The following is a 16,129-nucleotide window of genomic DNA, read 5'->3' on the forward strand; positions in this document are numbered from 1 at the left end:
AGTTGTGACCGAGCTGGAGCGCCTCACGAAGGGAGAGCTCCAGGACCTTCTTGGCACGCGGCGTGAACGGGATGTGCCCGCTGGGCGCCTGCTGGCCCTGGCCGATGATTTCCTCGACCTGCTGCCGCACACCCTCCAGCGAGATGCCGAGGCTCTCGAGAGCCTTGGCCGCCACGCCCTCACCCTCGTGGATGAGGCCGAGCAGGATGTGCTCCGTGCCGATGTAGTTGTGGTTGAGCATCCTGGCTTCTTCCTGCGCCAGGACAACAACCCGTCGTGCTCGGTCGGTGAACCGCTCGAACATTCCTGCTCCCTCATGTGCCGTGCCGCCGTCGCACCTGGCTGTCGACCAGACGAGATCCGACGTGACCGTGCACTTACTCTATCGCCGCGGGGCGACGGTTCCAGCCGGTGCGCCCATACGCAGGACCCGCCGGACGCGTCGGCAACCGGACTCGTACCCCGGAAAATGGCTGGTTACGCGACGTAAGAGCACAACAGACGCACTGGAGCGGGTGTTCCCGCAGGCAGAGGCGCTACGCGCAGAGCGAAATCGGGCCCGCCCGGCGGAAGGCCGGGGGGCCCGATTTAGATCATGATGTCAGGCGACGCCGGGTCGGCGGCACGCACCGCACCGCCACGCGGGCTCGCCGCCGCGTGGGGCGTCCAGCTACCGGCTCAGTGGCCGGCCTCGGCGTTGTACCGGTCGACGATCTCCTGCTTGATGCGGCCGCGGTCGGAGACCTTGATCCCCTTGCTCTGCGCCCACTCCCGGATCGCCCGGTTCTGGTCGCGGTCGGCGCCACCGCCGCGGACGCGACCCGCGGAGCGGCCACCGGCCAGCACACCGCCCCGGCCGACCTTCGTGCCGGCGGAGACATAGGGCGCCAAGGCCTCGCGCATCTTGCCGGCGTTTTTCGTCGACAGGTCGATCTCGTACTGAATGCCGTCGATCGAAAACTTGACGGTCTCGTCGGCGTCACCGCCATCCAGGTCGTCGACCAGCACGTGGATAGTTCGCTTGGCCACGAGTATTCCCTCCGAAAGTGCCCACCGCTTGTAGCCAAAAACAATAACGCAACAAACCGGCACAGCGTCAACGGGTGTGGAGAATTACTCAGGACGTACCAGTGGAAACAGGATTGTCTCACGAATGCCGAGACCGGTCAGGGCCATCAGCAAGCGGTCGATTCCCATGCCCATACCGCCGGCGGGGGGCATTCCGTACTCCATCGCCCGCAGAAAGTCCTCGTCGAGTTGCATGGCGTCAGGATCACCCTTTGCCGCCAGCAACGACTGAGCCTGCAGCCGCTCGCGCTGGACCACCGGGTCGACCAGTTCCGAGTACGCGGTCGCCAGCTCGAAGCCGAGCACGTAGAGGTCCCACTTCTCGGTCAGGCCGGGCACCTCACGGTGGGCGCGGGTCAGCGGGCTGGTCTCCTCGGGGTAGTCGCGCACGAACGTCGGAGCGATCAGGCCGGGTACGACCAGGTACTCGAAGAGCTCCTCGGCCAGCTTTCCGGGGCCCCACCTCGAGTCGACCGGAAGGTCGTGCTTGGTCGCCAATTCCACCAACCGGGACATCGACGTTTCGACGGTGATCTCTTCCCCCGCCGCCTCGGAAAGCGCGCCGTATAGCGTCACTTCGCGCCACTCGCCGCCGAGATCGAACTCCTGGCCGTCGTGGTGCCGTACCACGTGCGAACCGCTCAACCGGTAAGCGGCCTCCTGTACGAGCTCCCGGGTCAGCGTCGCCATCGTGTTGTAGTCGGCGTACGCCTGGTAGGCCTCGAGCATCGCGAACTCCGGCGAATGCGAGGAGTCCACGCCCTCGTTGCGGAAGTTTCGGTTGATCTCGAAGACCCGCTCGATACCCCCGACCACGCAGCGCTTCAGGTAAAGCTCCGGCGCGATACGAAGATACAAATCCGTATCCAGAGCGTTGCTATGAGTGACAAAGGGGCGGGCCGCCGCACCACCGTGCAGCAGCTGGAGCATGGGCGTTTCGACCTCAAGATAATCACGGCCATGCAGTGACTCGCGCAGACTGCGAACGACCGTCGCCCTTGTCCGCACGGTTTCGCGCGCCTGGGGCCGCACGATCAGATCGACATAGCGCTGGCGTACCCGCGATTCCTCGCTCATCGGCTTGTGCGCGACCGGCAGCGGCCGCAGCGCCTTCGCGGTCATCTCCCAGCGGTCGGCCAGCACGGAAAGCTCGCCACGGCGACTGGTGATCACCTCACCCGCGATCCCGACGTGGTCGCCGAGGTCGACCAGGCGCTTCCACTCGTCCAGGGCTTCCTGGCCGACCCGGTCCAGCGAGAGCATGGCCTGCAGTTCCGTACCGTCGCCCGCGCGCAGGGTGGCGAAGGCCAGCTTCCCGGTGTTGCGGATGAAGATCACCCGGCCGGTGACCGCCACCTTCTCGCCGGTGGCCGTGTCGGTCGGCAGGTCGCCGAAGCGCTCCCGGATCTCCGCAAGGCTCGTCGTCCGCGGAAAGCTCACCGGGTACGGTTCGCGGCCGCTTTCCAGAATTCGGGCGCGCTTATCCCGGCGTACCCGCATCTGCTCCGGCAGGTCGTCGTCGGCATCGATGGGCACGGGCTGCTCGGTCACCGGAATTCCTTTTGTGTTCGGGACGTACGTCGTCACCGAGCCTACTCAACGTCGCAGCCGCTATTTTCCTAGCCATGGAAGCCTCGGCAAGGCAGGCACAGGCGCGGTCCTTCGGACCGGCCGCCGATCTCTACGATCGCGTCCGCCCCCGGTACCCGATCGAGGCGATCCGGTGGATCCTCGGCGACCGGCCCCTGACCGTGGTGGACCTGGGCGCCGGTACCGGCATCCTGACCCGGCAACTGGTGGGCATCGGGTACGAGCCGATCCCGGTGGAGCCGGACCCGGGCATGCGACGGAGGCTGGGCGAGACCGGCGGCGCCCCGGACGCCCTGGACGGTTCGGCCGAGGCGATTCCGCTGCCGGACGCCTCGGTGGACGCCGTGGTCGCCGGCCAGGCGTATCACTGGTTCGACCACGAGCGGGCGCACGCGGAGATCGCCCGGGTACTGAAGCCCGGCGGCGTGTTCGGGCCGCTGTGGAACGACCGCGACGACCAGGTGCCGTGGATCGCCGCGCTCTCAGAGATCGTCGACGACGACCAGAGCTCCGGGGTGCAGGTCGCGCCCCTCGGGCCGCTGTTCACCCCGCTGGAGCAGGCGACCTTCCGGCACGCCGTGAGGCAGACCCCACAGACGCTGCTCGAACTGGTGCGGTCGAGGTCGTTCTACCTGACGGCGGCCCCGGCCAGGCGCGCCGAGGTCGACACCGCCGTACGCGAGCTGTGCGCCACCCACCCCGACCTGGCCGGGCGCGACGAGTTCGACCTGCCGTACGTCACGTACGCCTTCCGGGCCCGACGCGCCTCTTGACGATCAAGGCGGTGACGATCAAGCGATCAGGCGGCGACGTTGCGTTCGTAGATCATCCGCAGGCCGATCAGGGTGAGCATCGGCTCGTGGTGGGTGATCGTGCTGCACTCCCCGATCACGATCGGGGCCAGCCCGCCGGTCGCGACCACGGCCTCCACCGAGCCCAGCTCGGAGATGATGCCCCGCACGATGCCGTCCACCTGGCCCGCGAACCCGTACACCACGCCGGACTGCAGCGCCTCGACCGTGTTCTTGCCGATGACCCGGGGCGGCTTGACCAGCTCGACCTTGCGCAGCTGCGCGGCGCGGGCGGCGAGCGCGTCGACGGAGATCTCGACGCCCGGTGCGAGCACCCCGCCCAGGAACTCGCCCTTCGCGCTGACCACGTCGAAGTTGGTGGAGGTGCCGAAGTCGACCACGATCGCCGGGCCGCCGTAGAGGGTGTACGCCGCGAGCGTGTTCGCCACCCGGTCGGCGCCGACCTCCCTGGGGTTGTCGAAGACCAGCGAGACGCCGGTACGAATCCCCGGCTCCAGGATCACCGTCGGGATGTCCGCGTAGTAGCGGCCGAGCATCGTCCGCAGCGAGCGCAGCGACGCCGGTACGGTCGAGCAGGCGGCTATCCCGGTGACCTGGACCGCGTCGCCCGCGAGCAGGCCGCGGTAGAGCAGGCCCAGCTCGTCGGCGGTGTCCCGCGCGTCGGTCTTGGTACGCCAGGAGTGCACCAGCTTCTCACCCTCGAAGGTGGCGAGAACAGTGTTGGTGTTTCCGATGTCGATACAGAGCAGCACGGACGGTCAACTCCGGGGGCGCAGGTCCAGGGCGATGTCGAGGATGGGCGAGGAGTGCGTCAACGCCCCTACCGAAAGGTAGTCGACGCCCGTCTCGGCGTACTCACGAGCCTGGTCGAGGGTGAGGCCGCCGGTCGCCTCCAGCTCGGCGCGGTCGCCCACCGCCGCCACCACCTCGCGCAGCAGGGCGGGCGACATGTTGTCGCAGAGCAGGAACTCCGCGCCCGCCTCGACCGACTCCACCGCCTCGGCGACCGTCTCGACCTCGACCTGGATCGGCACGTCGGGGAAGGCCGAGCGCACCAGCCGGTACGCGTCGGTCAGCCCGCCCGCCGCCAGCTTGTGGTTGTCCTTGATCATGGCGACGTCGTAGAGGCCCATCCGCTTGTTGGTGCCGCCGCCGGCGCGTACCGCGTACTTCTCCAGGACCCGCAGGCCGGGCGTGGTCTTGCGGGTGTCGAGGACGAGGGCCTTCGTGCCGGCCAGGGCGTCGGCCCAGGCCCGGGTGTGGGTGGCTACCCCGGACATCCGGCACAGCAGGTTCAGCGCGGTGCGCTCGGCGGTGAGAATCGCCCGGGTCGGTCCGGCCACCGTGGCGAGCACGTCCCCTCGCGTCACCCGCGCGCCGTCCGACGCCTTGATCGAGACCTTGACGGTACCGGCGGAGGCCTCGTCGAAGACGGCGGCGGCCACGTCCAGCCCGGCCACCACGCCGTCGGCCCGGGCGACCAGGTCACCGGTGTCGGTCTGGTCCGCCGGAATGGTGGCCAGACTCGTCACGTCCAACCCGGAAGGCCCCAGATCCTCGGCGAGCGCACGCCGCACAATCTCACGGACCTCAGCCGATTTCGACCAGTCAACGTTCATGCCATCGACTCCCAGTCCTCGGTCAGTACGCCGGCGTCGGTCACCGTCGCGAGCAGGTGCCCGCGCCACTCCTCGAACGCGGTGGGGAAGTCGTCGCGCCAGTGGCAGCCGCGCGTCTCCCGGCGGCCCGCGGCGGCGGCGACCACGGCGCTGGCCACGGTGACCAGGTTGGTCGCCTCCCAGCTCGCGGTGTTGGGCCGGGCCCGTTCGGCGCCCAGAGCGGTGAGCGTGGCCGCGACCTCGTCGAGCGAGTCCGCGCTGCGCAGCACGCCCGCGCCGCGACTCATGGCGAGCTGGAGCCGCGGGCGGACGGCCGGGCTCACCGACCACTCTCGGACATTGTCGGACACCGGCTCCGTCTGCGCAGGCAGGTCGACGGCCAGGTCGGTGGCGATCCGGCGGGCGAAGACCAGCCCTTCCAGCAGCGAGTTGGAGGCGAGCCGGTTCGCGCCGTGTACGCCCGTGCAGGCGACCTCGCCGCACGCGTACAGGCCGGGGATCGAGGTACGGCCGCGCAGGTCGGTCCGGACCCCGCCGCTGGCGTAGTGCGCGGCGGGCGCCACCGGGATCAGGTCGGTCGCCGGGTCGATACCGGCGGCCCGGCAGCTCGCCACGATGGTCGGGAACCGGTCGGCGAGGAAGCCCGCGCCCAGGTGCCGGGCGTCGAGCCAGACGTTGCCGGACCCCTCTGCCAGCATGACCCGGTGGATGCCCTTGGCGACGATGTCGCGCGGTGCCAGCTCGGCCAGCTCGTGCTGGCCCTCCATGAAGCGCTTGCCGTCGCCGTCGCGCAGGTACGCCCCCTCGCCGCGCAGCGCCTCGCTGACCAGCGGCTGCTGAACCGAATCGACGGCCGTCGCCGGCTCACCGGTCGCGGCCGGCGCCGCGACGAGGGCGGTCGGGTGGAACTGGACGAACTCCAGGTCGGTGACGGCCGCGCCGGCCCGCAGCGCGAGCGCGACGCCGTCGCCGGTGGACACGACCGGGTTGGTGGTCACCGCGTAGATCTGGCCCATGCCGCCGGTGGCCAGGACGACGGCGCGGGCCAGGATGGCGCCCACACCGTCGTCGGTGCCCTCCCCGAGCACGTGCAGGGTCACGCCGCAGGCCCGGCCGGCGGCGTCGCGCAGCAGGTCGAGGACGAGGGCGTGCTCGACCAGGCGGATCCACGGATCCCGGCGTACCGCCGCGTGCAGCGCCCGCTGCACCTCCGCGCCGGTGGCGTCGCCGCCCGCGTGCACGATCCGGTTGGCGTGGTGGCCACCCTCGCGGGTGAGCATCAGGGAGCCGTCCGGGTTGCGGTCGAACTCCGCGCCCCAGCGCATCAGCTCCCGTACCCTCACCGGCCCCTCGTTGGCGAGCACGTCGACGGCGGCGGGGTCGCAGAGGCCGACCCCGGCGACCAGGGTGTCCTGCGCGTGCGCGGCCGGCGTGTCGTACGGGTCGAGCACGGCCGCGATGCCGCCCTGGGCCCACCGGGTGGAGCCGTCGTCGATGTTGACCTTGGTGACGACAGTGACGTGCAGCCCGGCCTCGCGCAGGTGCAGGGCCGCGGTGAGCCCGGCGACGCCGGAGCCGACCACGACCACGTCCGTACTCTCCGACCAGCCGGGCTGCGGGGCCTCTAGTCGGGTCGGGAGTACGGGAAGGGTCGGCAGATCCACCCCGACAGTGAACATCACGTAACCGATCAGTGCGGCAGCGGTCCCGTACCCACGCCCTTGAGCGAGCCGCGCAGCTTGGCGGCGCCGGTCGTCAGGGCGTAGCAGGCGTACGTCTGGTCGCTGCCGAGCCAGTCGCTCGCGGTGGTCGGGCCGACGTAGCCGGAGCGCAGGTCGCCGCGGCTGCCCCCGAGGTACGCGGTGGCCGCCTGGGTGCAGCCGGACGTCGCGGTCGCCCGTACCTTCTCGGCGTCGAACGGGGCGTCCGGGGGCGTGATCCGGTACGTGCCGACGAACTCGCCCTCGTGCGGCTCCTCGCACGGTACGTACGTCATCTCACCGCCGCCGTCGCGGGCCACGCAGCCGATTTCCAGGCCGCCGCCCTTTCCCGCCCCGCGAAGGCTCGCGGTACGGCCGACGAACCGCTTGCTCGCCGGGGCCGCCGCCTGTACCAGTGCGCAGCCGAAGAAGCCGGTGCTGGCCGGCTTGATCCAGTCGGCCACGACCTGGACCCGGGCGGTGTGCCAGTCGCCGCCCAGGTACGCCGACGCGAGCGAGGTGCAGCCGCGCCGCGCCTGCGCGTACATCAGGTTCTGCTGGAGCTTGGCCTCGTCGCCGTTGGCGCGGGCGGCCTTGGCCGCCAACCGGCGGTCGACCTGGCCGACGAAGAAGACCTCGGCGGTGTGCGGCACGGCGCAGTCCACCGGCGCCCCCGGCCAGGGGAACGCGGTCTCGGCGACCTTCTCGTTGACGTTCCAGCACGAGCCGGCCGCCGGGGCACCCTCGGGCCGCTCCGCGCTGACCTCGTCCGGGCGGGTCAGCCAGTAGCCGACGCCCGCGACGAGGGCGGCCAGGACCACGAAGACCGTCAGGCCGATCAAGGGCTTGCGCACCCCGGGAGGGTACCCGACCCCTGATCACCCGGAATTGATCGGCAGAGCCCCCGGACCGGCGCCCTTCAGTGACGAGGTGAAGGTCTTGTTCTCCATCCAGAGGTAGCAGCGCGCACCCCGGTTGCCGAGGTCCCAGTCGGCCTTGCCGAAGCCGTACGTGATCTGGCCGACCCGGTAGCGCACCTTGTCGTCGTCGGGCACGCCGGTGTAGGCCGCGATCACGCCACGGCACCCGTCCAGCCGCGCCTGCTCGAGCTGGTGGGCGTCGGCCGGGTACGGGCCCGCCGGGGCATCCCAGACGCCCACGAACTCGCCGTTGTGCGCCGTCGCGCAGTCGACCGGCGCCATCGCGCCGACGTCCTGGCCCTTGGCGGTGACGTTGAAGCAGCCGAGGGCAAGCGGCCGCGGGCCGCTCAGGCCGCCCTTGAGGCTGCCCTCGCGGGCCACCACGCGGTACGAGTCGAGATCGGCGAACTCGACCGCGTCGCAGCGGTACCACCGGGCGCCGCCCGACCACTGCGCGGCGGTTGGTACGACCAGGTCCAGACCGGTACGGGCGGTACGCCAGTCGCCGCCGAGGTACCGGCGCGCGGAGTCGGAGCAGTCGGTGTACGCCCGCCGCAGCGCCGGGTCGCCGTCACCGGGCGGCGCGTCGGCGGCGGCGAAGGTACCGACGTGGATCGTCTCCAGGCTGTGCCTGGCCGCGCAGCCGACGGGCGCCGGCAGCGGCGCCTGCCCTGGCGCCGGGTTGTCGACGTCGTAGCAGGCGGAGGCGGCCGGGACCGGGACGCTCGGCGCCGGCATCGCGGGCCAGTTGTCGGTCAGGTTGCCGTCGACCCCGGGCGGGTTGCCACCGCCGCAGCCGGCGAGGGCCAGCGCCGTGGCGGCCACCAGGACCGAGGCGACGAACGCTTTTCGCACCCTTACTCCCCCCGCGGCAAATGTCCCAATTGGGGGAGCATAGGCGACTCAGTGCGTCGCCGCGAGATCACTACGGCGCAGGCCGTCGACCATCCCCTCGACCGCCTCGGCCGGGTCCGACCCCAGCTCCAGCACCCGGTTGTCGGCGTCGACGTGCACCACGCGCGGCTGGTAGCTGCGCGCCGTCGCGTCGTCCATCTGCGCGTACGAGATGAGGATGACCAGGTCACCGGGGTGTACCAGGTGGGCGGCGGCGCCGTTGATGCCGATCACGCCGCTGCCCCGCTGGCCGGGGATCACGTACGTCTCCAGCCTGGCCCCATTGGTCACGTCCACGATCGCCACCTGCTCGCCCGCGAGCAGGTCGGCCGCGTCCATCAGGTCCTCGTCCACGGTCACCGAACCGACGTAGTGCAGGTCGGCCTGGGTGACCGTGGCACGGTGGATCTTCGACTTGAGCATCGTGCGACTGAACATCAACGAATCTCCACCGGGATGTTGTCAATGAGACGGGTGGTGCCGACCCGGGCGGCGACGAGCAGTCGCGCCGGGCCGTGCTCGGGGGGTGGCCCCAGGTCGGGGTCGGTGAGCACGAGGTAGTCCAGTTCCGGACCGTCGAGCTCCTTGTCGGCGGCGGCGAGTGTCGCCTCGGGGCCCTCGCCGTCCGCCGCGGCTTGCGCGCCCGCCCGCAGGGCACGCGACAGGGCCAGGGCGATCCGCCGCTCGGCGTCCGAGAGGTACCGGTTGCGACTGGACAGCGCCAGGCCGTCCGGCTCGCGTACGGTCGGCACGCCGCGGATCTCGACGTCCAGGTCGAGGTCGCGGACCATCGCCCGGATCAGGGTGAGCTGCTGGTAGTCCTTCTCGCCGAAGTACGCGACGTCGGCGCCGGTCAGGTGCAGCAGTTTGCTGACCACGGTCAGCACGCCATGGAAGAAGCCGGGGCGGCTCGCGCCCTCGAGGATCTCGCCCACCGGGCCGGGGTTGACGCGCACCGACGGCTCGCCGTGCGGGTACATCTGGTCGACCGTGGGCGCGAAGACCACGTCGACCCCCTCGGCGGCGGCGATCTCCAGGTCGCGCTCGAAGGTCCGGGGGTACCGGTCGAAGTCCTCGTTCGGCCCGAACTGGAGCGGGTTGACGAACAGCGTCATCACCAGGTGGTCGGACGATTCGCGGGCGGCGCGCAGCAGACCGGCGTGCCCGGAGTGCAGCGCACCCATGGTCATGACCACGCCGACCACGCCGCCCATCCCGGCGCGCGCGGCCTTCAGCTCGGCACGGGTGCGCGCCACGACCGGGCTCATGCCGCCGCCTCCTCACGGTTCCCGACCAGCACGTCCAGCAGCGGTTCGGCGTCGCGGGCGCGCAGCCGGCCGGCCGCGATCGCGCGGTCGGCGGTACGCCGGGCCAGGACCAGGTACGCGGGCACCGACTCGGGAGCGGTCTCGCCGAGCGTCGCCAGGTGGCGGGCGACCGTACCGGCATCCCCGCGCGACACCGGGCCGGTCAGCGCCGAGTCGCCCAGCCGCAGCGTGTTGTCCAGCGCCGCGTGCAGCAGCGGGTCCAGGACCCGCGCCGGGTCAGCGACGCCGGCGTCGCGCAGCCGGTCCATCGCCTCGTTGACCAGGGTCACGAGGTGGTTGGCGCCGTGTGCGAGCCCGGCGTGGTAGAGCGCCCGGCGCTCATCGGAGATCCACTCCACGATCCCGCCCAGGTCTGCCACGATCCGGGTGGCGAGGGGGCGCAGGTCCGCCGGCGCCGTGACGCCGAAGCTCACGCCCTCGCGCAGCCGGTCCAGGTCGAGCCGGGTACCGGTGAAGGTCATCGCGGGGTGCAGCGCGAGCGGCGCCGCGCCGGCGACGACGGCCGGGGCCAGTACGCCGAGGCCGTGCGCGCCCGAGGTGTGGGCGACGACCTGCCCCGCGCCCAGCGCCCCCGTCTCGGCCAGGCCGGCGACGAGGGCGGCGAGCACGTCGTCGGGTACCGAGACGATGACCAGCCGGGCGCGGGCGGCGACCTCGTCGGCGGGCAGCACCGCGGCGGTGGGAAGTAGGTGGGCGATCCGGTCCCGGGAAGCGGCCGATACGCCGGAGGCGGCGACGACCTCGTGGCCGGCGGCGGCGAAGGCGGCCCCGAGGACCGCGCCGACGCGACCCGCGCCGACGACGCCGACAGTGAGTGGCGATGCAGTCATGACGATCCAGTCCTCACCAGTGGGGTACCGGTCGCCGCAAGTATGCGCTGCCGCAAGGAATCACCGACAGCACATGTGGCACGCGCCACTTACCTCACATGTCGGTGCAGATAGTCCCGGATCAGGGCCTTCGCCTCCTCGATCACCAGGGGGTCTCCGACCTGGTCGCGCCGGAACGCCATCCGGATCAGCGCGTCGGCCGTCTCCACCGCGACGCTGAGGGCGAACTCGAGCTCCGCCCCGGGCGTGATACCGAAGCGCTCGACCAGCAGCGCGGCGAGCTGCTCGACGATCACGGAGTTGTTGTCGCGCTCGTCGTCGAGCAGGTGGATGTCGACCACGTCGCCGAAGTGGAGGGTCCGGAAGCCCGGGGTCGTGCGATGCATCGAGATGTACTCGTCGATCGCCGCGTCGACCGTGTCCCACCAGTACGCCGACCGCTCCTCGGCGATCCGCGCGCCCAGCTGCCGCAGGTACGCCTCGAGATTGCGCATGGTGAGCGCCTGGACGACGGCGCGCTTGTCCGGGAAGAACTGGTACACCGAGCCGATCGCCACGCCGGCGCGCTCCGCCAGCAGGGTCGTGGTCAGCCCGTCGTACCCCAGCTCGTCCACGAGCTCGGCGCAGGCGTCGAGCATGCGGGCCACTCGCGCGACGCTGCGTCCCTGCACCGGCACGCGGCGCAGCGGGCCATCGGCTCGAGCCCGATCGGTCGTCCGCCTGGCGGTTGTCGGTGTCGCCACTGACGTGCACCCCCCTCGTTACCTCGAATCGGTCCACCACGTCTCGGGTATGGCGTGGATCCACGCGGTCCGGTCCCCCACCGGCCGCGTCGCCGCCCTCTCACCCGTGGGCGGCCCTTCCCAACCCCTGACCGCCCGGCGGACCCCGTTGACTGCGCTATACGTGAAGAGTATTCACTCCAGATGTGACGTACATCTCATGGTCTAACTGGTCGGGTACCGCGTCGAGCACCGCTAGCCGTGTCGTCTTCCCGACAGAACGCGACGGCGTCGTGGCCGCGGTGTCCGCCGCGGCCGCCGATGGCCTGCGGATCAAGGCCGTGGGCAGCGGTCATTCCTTCACCGCGGCGGCCGCCACCACGGGCGTACGGGTCGAACTCGGAGCTCTCTCCTCGCTCCTCTCCGTCGACGCCGCCGCCCGCCTCGTCACGGTGCAGGCCGGTATGCCGCTGCACCGGCTCAACGTGGCGCTCGCCACTCATGGGCTGGCGCTACCCAACTTGGGCGACATCGACACCCAGACGATTTCGGGTGCGCTCGCGACCGGTACCCACGGCACCGGGGGCCGTTTCGGCTGCCTCTCCACGTTCGTCGAGGCGATCGAGATCGTCACCGGCACCGGCGAGGTCCTGCGGTGCTCGCGGTCGTCGTCGCCGGAAGTGTTCGCTGCGGCCGCCGTCAACCTCGGCGCCCTCGGCATCGTCACCGAGTTGACGCTGCGCTGCGTGGACGCGTTCACGCTGCGGGCTTCGGAGCAACCGGCGCCGCTGCCGTCCGTGCTCGCCGACCTGGACTCGCTGGTCGGGCTGAACGATCACGTCGAGTTCTACTGGTTCCCCTACACCGACCGGGTACAGCTCAAGCGCAACAACCGGGTCGCCGCCGACGACGAGCCTCTCGCCCGGTGGCGCGGCTGGCTCGACGACGAGTTCCTGTCCAACCGGGTCTTCGCCGCCGCCTGCCGGCTGGGTCGGGCCGCACCCCGGACGGTACCGACGATCAGCCGGGTCTCGTCGTGGGCGCTCGCACCGCGGACGTACACCGGCCCCTCGCACGAGGTGTTCTGCACGCCCCGGCGGGTGCGCTTCGTGGAAATGGAGTACGGGCTGCCCCGGGACGCCCTACGGCCGGCCCTCGCCGAGCTGCGGCGCATCGTCGACTCGCTGCCGTCGGCCGTGGTCTTCCCGGTCGAGGTGCGCTTCACCGGCGCCGACGACCTCTGGCTGTCCCACGGGTACGGGCGGGACTCCGCGTACATCGCCATCCACCAGTACGTGGGGATGCCGTACGAGGAGTACTTCAAGCGGTTCGAGGCGGTGGCGACGAGCCTGGGCGGGCGGCCGCACTGGGGGAAGCTGCACTACCGGGACGCGGCCTACCTCACCTCGGCCTACCCCCGGTTCGCGGACTTCCGCGCCGTCCGCGACAAGCTCGACCCCGATCGCTTGTTCGCCAACGAGTACCTCGATCGGGTTCTCGGCTGAGTTCTCCACAGCCGGATCGGGTTATCCACAACGTGATCCGGTTATCCACAGCGTCGCGCACACCTGGGACAGGCGGTTATTCACAGCCGGCTGGCGGTTGCCCACAGGCGATGCGGAGTTATCCACAGACGGTGGGTATCGCATCACAGTTTGGGCGACGTCGCTGCCTCCGGTTCGTGGATAGCAGCGACGTCGCCCGCACAGTCTGGATCACAGGAGGCCGTCGGCTCAGGACTCGGCCGTCGCCTTCTTGGCCGGCTTCTTCGCCGCCTTGGTGGCCTTGGTCGCCTTGGTCGCCTTAGCGGTCGTCGCCTTCTTGGCTGCGGTCGCCTTCTTGGCCGGCGCCGCCTTCTTGGCCGCCTTGCGCGGCGTCGCCGGACCCTTCGCACGCTTCTCTGCCAGCATCTCACTGGCCTGCTCGAGCGTCATCGTCCCGACCTCCTGGCCGCGGCGCAGCGACGCGTTGAACTCGCCATCGGTGACGTACGGGCCGAACCGGCCGTCCTTGATCACCAACGGCTTCTCGGTCGCCGGGTCGGCACCCAGCTCGCGCAGCGGCGCGGCCGCCACCCGCCGACCCCGCGTCTTCGGCGCTGCCAGCAGCGCGAGCGCCTCGTCGAGACCGATCGTGAACAGCTGCGACTCGGACTCCAGCGAGCGGGTCTCCTCGCCCTTCTTCACGTACGGGCCGTAGCGACCGGCGTGCGCCGTCACCTCCACGCCCTCGGAGTCGACGCCGACCGTGCGGGGCAGGGTCAGCAACTGCAGGGCCTGCTCCAGGGTCAACGAGTCCGGCGCCTGCGTACTCAGCAGCGACGCGTTGCGGTCACCGGACGAGATGTACGGACCGTACCGCCCGGACTTGATCACGATCGGGTCGCCGGTCTCGGGGTGCTCGCCCAGCTTGCGCTCGCCCCCACCGCCGAGGAACAGCTCGTCGACCTTCTCCGGGGTCAGCTCGTCGGGCGCGATGCCCTCCGGCAGCGACACCCGGTCGCCGTCCTCCTCGCCGCCGCGCTGGAGGTACGGACCGTACCGGCCGACCCGGGCGACCACGCCGTCGAAGAGCGGGATCGAGTTGACCCCGCGCGCGTCGATCTCCCCGAGCTGCTCGGTGACCATCCGCTTGAGGCCACCCGACTGGCTCACCGAGCCCCCGTCACCGATGCCACCGTCGCCGCCGATGCCGAAGTAGAACGTACGCAGGAAGTCGATCGACGCCGCGTCGCCGCCGGCGATCTCGTCGAGGTCGTCCTCCATCGTGGCGGTGAAGCTGTAGTCGACCAGCCGCGGGAAGTACCGCTCGAGCAGCCCGACCACGGCGAACGCCAGGAACGACGGGATCAGCGCCTGGCCGCGCCTGAACACGTACCCGCGGTCCTGGATCGTCTGCATGATCGACGCGTACGTGGAGGGCCGGCCGATACCCAGCTCCTCCAGCGCCTTGACCAGCGAGGCCTCGGTGTAGCGGGCCGGCGGCTGGGTGGTGTGGCCCGCTGCTGCCAGCTCCTCCGCGGTCAGGCCCTGGCCCTTGACAAGGTTGGGCAGGCGCCGCTCGGCGTCCTCGGCCTCGGCGTTCTCGTCGTCGCTCGACTCCACGTACGCCCGCAGGAAGCCCGGGTCGGTGATGGTCTTACCGGTCGCGGCGAAGTCCACCGACTCGTCGGCGGGCGTCGTCGCGTTGATCCGCACCGAGATCGAGTTGCCGACCGCGTCGGTCATCTGGGAGGCGATCGTGCGCCGCCAGATCAGCTCGTAGAGGCGGAACTCCTCGGCCGACAGCTCCTTGGCGACCTCACCGGGGGTACGGAAGGAGTCGCCGGCCGGGCGGATCGCTTCGTGCGCCTCCTGGGCATTCTTGACCTTGCCCGTGTACCGGCGGGGCTGCGGCGGCACGGCGACGTCACCGTACAGCTCCCGGATCTGGGTACGGGCAGCCGCGATCGCCGCCTCGGAGAGGTTCACCGAGTCGGTACGCATATAAGTGATGTAGCCGTTCTCGTACAGCCGCTGGGCCGTGCGCATCGTCTGCTGCGACGAGAAGCGCAGCTTGCGTGACGCCTCCTGCTGCAGCGTCGAGGTGATGAACGGCGCGTACGGCCGGCGCCGGTACGGCTTCTCCTCGACCCGGGTGACCGTGAACGGCCGCCCCTCCAGGCGGGCGGCCAGCCCTCGGGCTCCCTGCTCGTCGAGGTGTACGACCCCCGAGCCCGGCCGCACCCGGCCGGTCGTCGGGTCGAAGTCCTTGCCGGTGGCGATCCGGTCGCCGTCGAGCGCGATCAGCGTCGCCGGGAACGACCGCGGCCCGTCGGCGGCGGTGCCGTCCGTGGCCAGCAGCGCCCGGATGTCCCAGTACTCGGCGGAACGGAAACGCATCCGCTCCCGTTCGCGCTCCACCACGATGCGGGTGGCGACCGACTGCACCCGGCCCGCCGACAGCTTCGGCATGACCTTCTTCCACAGGACCGGCGACACCTCGTAGCCGTAGAGTCGGTCCAGGATGCGCCGTGCCTCCTGGGCGTCGACCAGGGCCCGGTCGATCTCGCGGGGGTTGGCCACCGCGGCCTGGATCGCCGGCTTCGTGATCTCGTGGAAGACCATCCGCTTGACCGGCACCTTGGGCTTGATCGTCTCAAGCAGGTGCCAGGCGATCGCCTCGCCCTCGCGGTCCTCATCGGTGGCGAGGAAGACCTCGTCGACCTCCTTCGCCAGCTTGATCAGCTTGGCGATCTGCTGTTTGCGGTCGGGGCTGACCACGTACAGGGCCTGGAAGTCGTTATCGACGTCGACACCGAGGCGCGCCCACGGCTCTTTCTTGTACTTGGCCGGGACGTCAGCGGCATTGCGCGGAAGGTCGCGAACATGGCCCAGGCTCGCCTCGACGACGTACCCCGGACCGAGGTAGCCGGAGATCGTCTTGGCCTTCGCTGGGGACTCGACGATGACCAGCCGCGTTGTCTTAGCGGAGTTGGGCACGGCTCTCCCCGTGGTGTTCGTGGATATCAGTCCGGTCGGCTGACGATTGTCAAACGTAACGCGCCGACCGTGACCCGGATTAGGGGGCGCATCACAGGACAGGCGGCGCCACCGTACACCGGTAAACGAGTCGGACCCTCAGTGATACCCGATTTCTCCGTTACA

15 protein-coding genes are annotated in these 16,129 nt (G+C 70.7%); 2 read left to right on the plus strand and 13 right to left on the minus strand.

All coding sequences use genetic code 11. The annotated features are described in order from the left end of the window. From Pme01_RS29095 to lysS, 3 genes are all read right to left on the minus strand, one after another. The coding region (locus tag Pme01_RS29095) for a Clp protease N-terminal domain-containing protein (RefSeq protein WP_275408583.1) at nt 1-304 on the minus strand (304 nt) is incomplete at its 3' end. A 374-nt stretch (nt 305-678) separates the two neighbouring features. After that, nucleotides 679-1,029: a histone-like nucleoid-structuring protein Lsr2 gene (locus Pme01_RS29100; RefSeq protein WP_168113479.1), complete on the minus strand. Its 351-nt coding sequence runs from the start codon at nt 1,027-1,029 to the stop codon at nt 679-681. An 84-nt stretch (nt 1,030-1,113) separates the two neighbouring features. After that, nucleotides 1,114-2,619 carry a lysine--tRNA ligase gene (lysS, locus tag Pme01_RS29105; protein WP_168113480.1) on the minus strand — a complete coding sequence of 502 codons (1,506 nt, stop codon included), beginning with the start codon at nt 2,617-2,619 and terminating at the stop codon, nt 1,114-1,116. Between the two features lie 74 nt (nt 2,620-2,693). Here lysS and Pme01_RS29110 point away from each other — a divergent pair, with 74 nt between their 5' ends. Next, entirely contained in the window at nt 2,694-3,431 is a 738-nt protein-coding gene (locus Pme01_RS29110) for a class I SAM-dependent methyltransferase (RefSeq protein ID WP_168113481.1), read from the plus strand. 26 nt (nt 3,432-3,457) lie between these two features. Here the strand turns inward: Pme01_RS29110 and Pme01_RS29115 are convergent, their stop codons facing one another. From Pme01_RS29115 to Pme01_RS29155, 9 genes are all read right to left on the minus strand, one after another. Further along, nucleotides 3,458-4,222, minus strand: a complete 765-nt coding sequence (locus Pme01_RS29115; RefSeq protein WP_168113482.1) for a type III pantothenate kinase — start codon at nt 4,220-4,222, stop codon at nt 3,458-3,460. Nucleotides 4,223-4,228: 6 nt separating this feature from the next. After that, nucleotides 4,229-5,089 (minus strand): carboxylating nicotinate-nucleotide diphosphorylase, encoded by an 861-nt coding sequence (gene nadC / locus Pme01_RS29120; protein WP_168113483.1) that lies wholly within the window; start codon nt 5,087-5,089, stop codon nt 4,229-4,231. Next, entirely contained in the window at nt 5,086-6,753 is a 1,668-nt protein-coding gene (locus Pme01_RS29125; RefSeq protein WP_168113484.1) for an L-aspartate oxidase, read from the minus strand. The genes nadC and Pme01_RS29125 overlap by 4 nt, the downstream gene beginning before the upstream one ends. Nucleotides 6,754-6,779: 26 nt before the next feature. Then, a complete protein-coding gene (locus tag Pme01_RS29130) occupies nt 6,780-7,643 on the minus strand; it encodes a septum formation family protein (RefSeq protein ID WP_168113485.1) in 864 nt (287 codons plus the stop codon). A gap of 24 nt (nt 7,644-7,667) precedes the next feature. Then, entirely contained in the window at nt 7,668-8,564 is an 897-nt protein-coding gene (locus Pme01_RS29135; protein WP_168113486.1) for a septum formation family protein, read from the minus strand. 48 nt (nt 8,565-8,612) lie between these two features. Continuing rightward, on the minus strand, nt 8,613-9,041 hold the full coding sequence (gene panD / locus Pme01_RS29140) for an aspartate 1-decarboxylase (protein WP_168113487.1): 429 nt from the start codon (nt 9,039-9,041) through the stop codon (nt 8,613-8,615). Beyond that, the gene (panC, locus tag Pme01_RS29145) at nt 9,041-9,871 is read right to left on the minus strand and encodes a pantoate--beta-alanine ligase (RefSeq protein ID WP_168113488.1); all 831 of its coding nucleotides are present in this window, start codon (nt 9,869-9,871) and stop codon (nt 9,041-9,043) included. The genes panD and panC overlap by 1 nt, the downstream gene beginning before the upstream one ends. After that, the gene (locus Pme01_RS29150; protein WP_168113489.1) at nt 9,868-10,761 is read right to left on the minus strand and encodes a Rossmann-like and DUF2520 domain-containing protein; all 894 of its coding nucleotides are present in this window, start codon (nt 10,759-10,761) and stop codon (nt 9,868-9,870) included. Before Pme01_RS29150 ends, panC begins: the two co-directional genes overlap by 4 nt. 89 nt (nt 10,762-10,850) lie before the next feature. Beyond that, on the minus strand, nt 10,851-11,399 hold the full coding sequence (locus tag Pme01_RS29155) for a TetR/AcrR family transcriptional regulator (protein WP_168114031.1): 549 nt from the start codon (nt 11,397-11,399) through the stop codon (nt 10,851-10,853). 290 nt (nt 11,400-11,689) lie between these two features. Between Pme01_RS29155 and Pme01_RS29160 the strand changes: the two genes are divergently transcribed. Beyond that, entirely contained in the window at nt 11,690-12,988 is a 1,299-nt protein-coding gene (locus Pme01_RS29160) for a D-arabinono-1,4-lactone oxidase (RefSeq protein WP_168113490.1), read from the plus strand. Between the two features lie 228 nt (nt 12,989-13,216). Here Pme01_RS29160 and topA read toward each other — a convergent pair whose 3' ends face one another. Then, nucleotides 13,217-15,964, minus strand: coding sequence for a type I DNA topoisomerase (topA, locus tag Pme01_RS29165; RefSeq protein WP_168113491.1), 2,748 nt, complete (start codon nt 15,962-15,964; stop codon nt 13,217-13,219). Between the last annotated feature and the right edge of the window lie 165 nt (nt 15,965-16,129).

This window comes from Planosporangium mesophilum (assembly GCF_016863255.1).
Lineage (GTDB): Bacteria > Actinomycetota > Actinomycetes > Mycobacteriales > Micromonosporaceae > Planosporangium > Planosporangium mesophilum.

Coding starts and splice junctions, on each gene's coding strand:
- Pme01_RS29110 (WP_168113481.1), top strand. CDS start 2,694: ATGGAAGCCTCGGCAAGGCAGGCACAGGCGCGGTCCTTCGGACCGGCC.
- nadC (WP_168113483.1), bottom strand. CDS start 5,089: ATGAACGTTGACTGGTCGAAATCGGCTGAGGTCCGTGAGATTGTGCGG.
- panD (WP_168113487.1), bottom strand. CDS start 9,041: ATGTTCAGTCGCACGATGCTCAAGTCGAAGATCCACCGTGCCACGGTC.
- panC (WP_168113488.1), bottom strand. CDS start 9,871: ATGAGCCCGGTCGTGGCGCGCACCCGTGCCGAGCTGAAGGCCGCGCGC.
- Pme01_RS29155 (WP_168114031.1), bottom strand. CDS start 11,399: ATGCTCGACGCCTGCGCCGAGCTCGTGGACGAGCTGGGGTACGACGGG.
- Pme01_RS29150 (WP_168113489.1), bottom strand. CDS start 10,761: ATGACTGCATCGCCACTCACTGTCGGCGTCGTCGGCGCGGGTCGCGTC.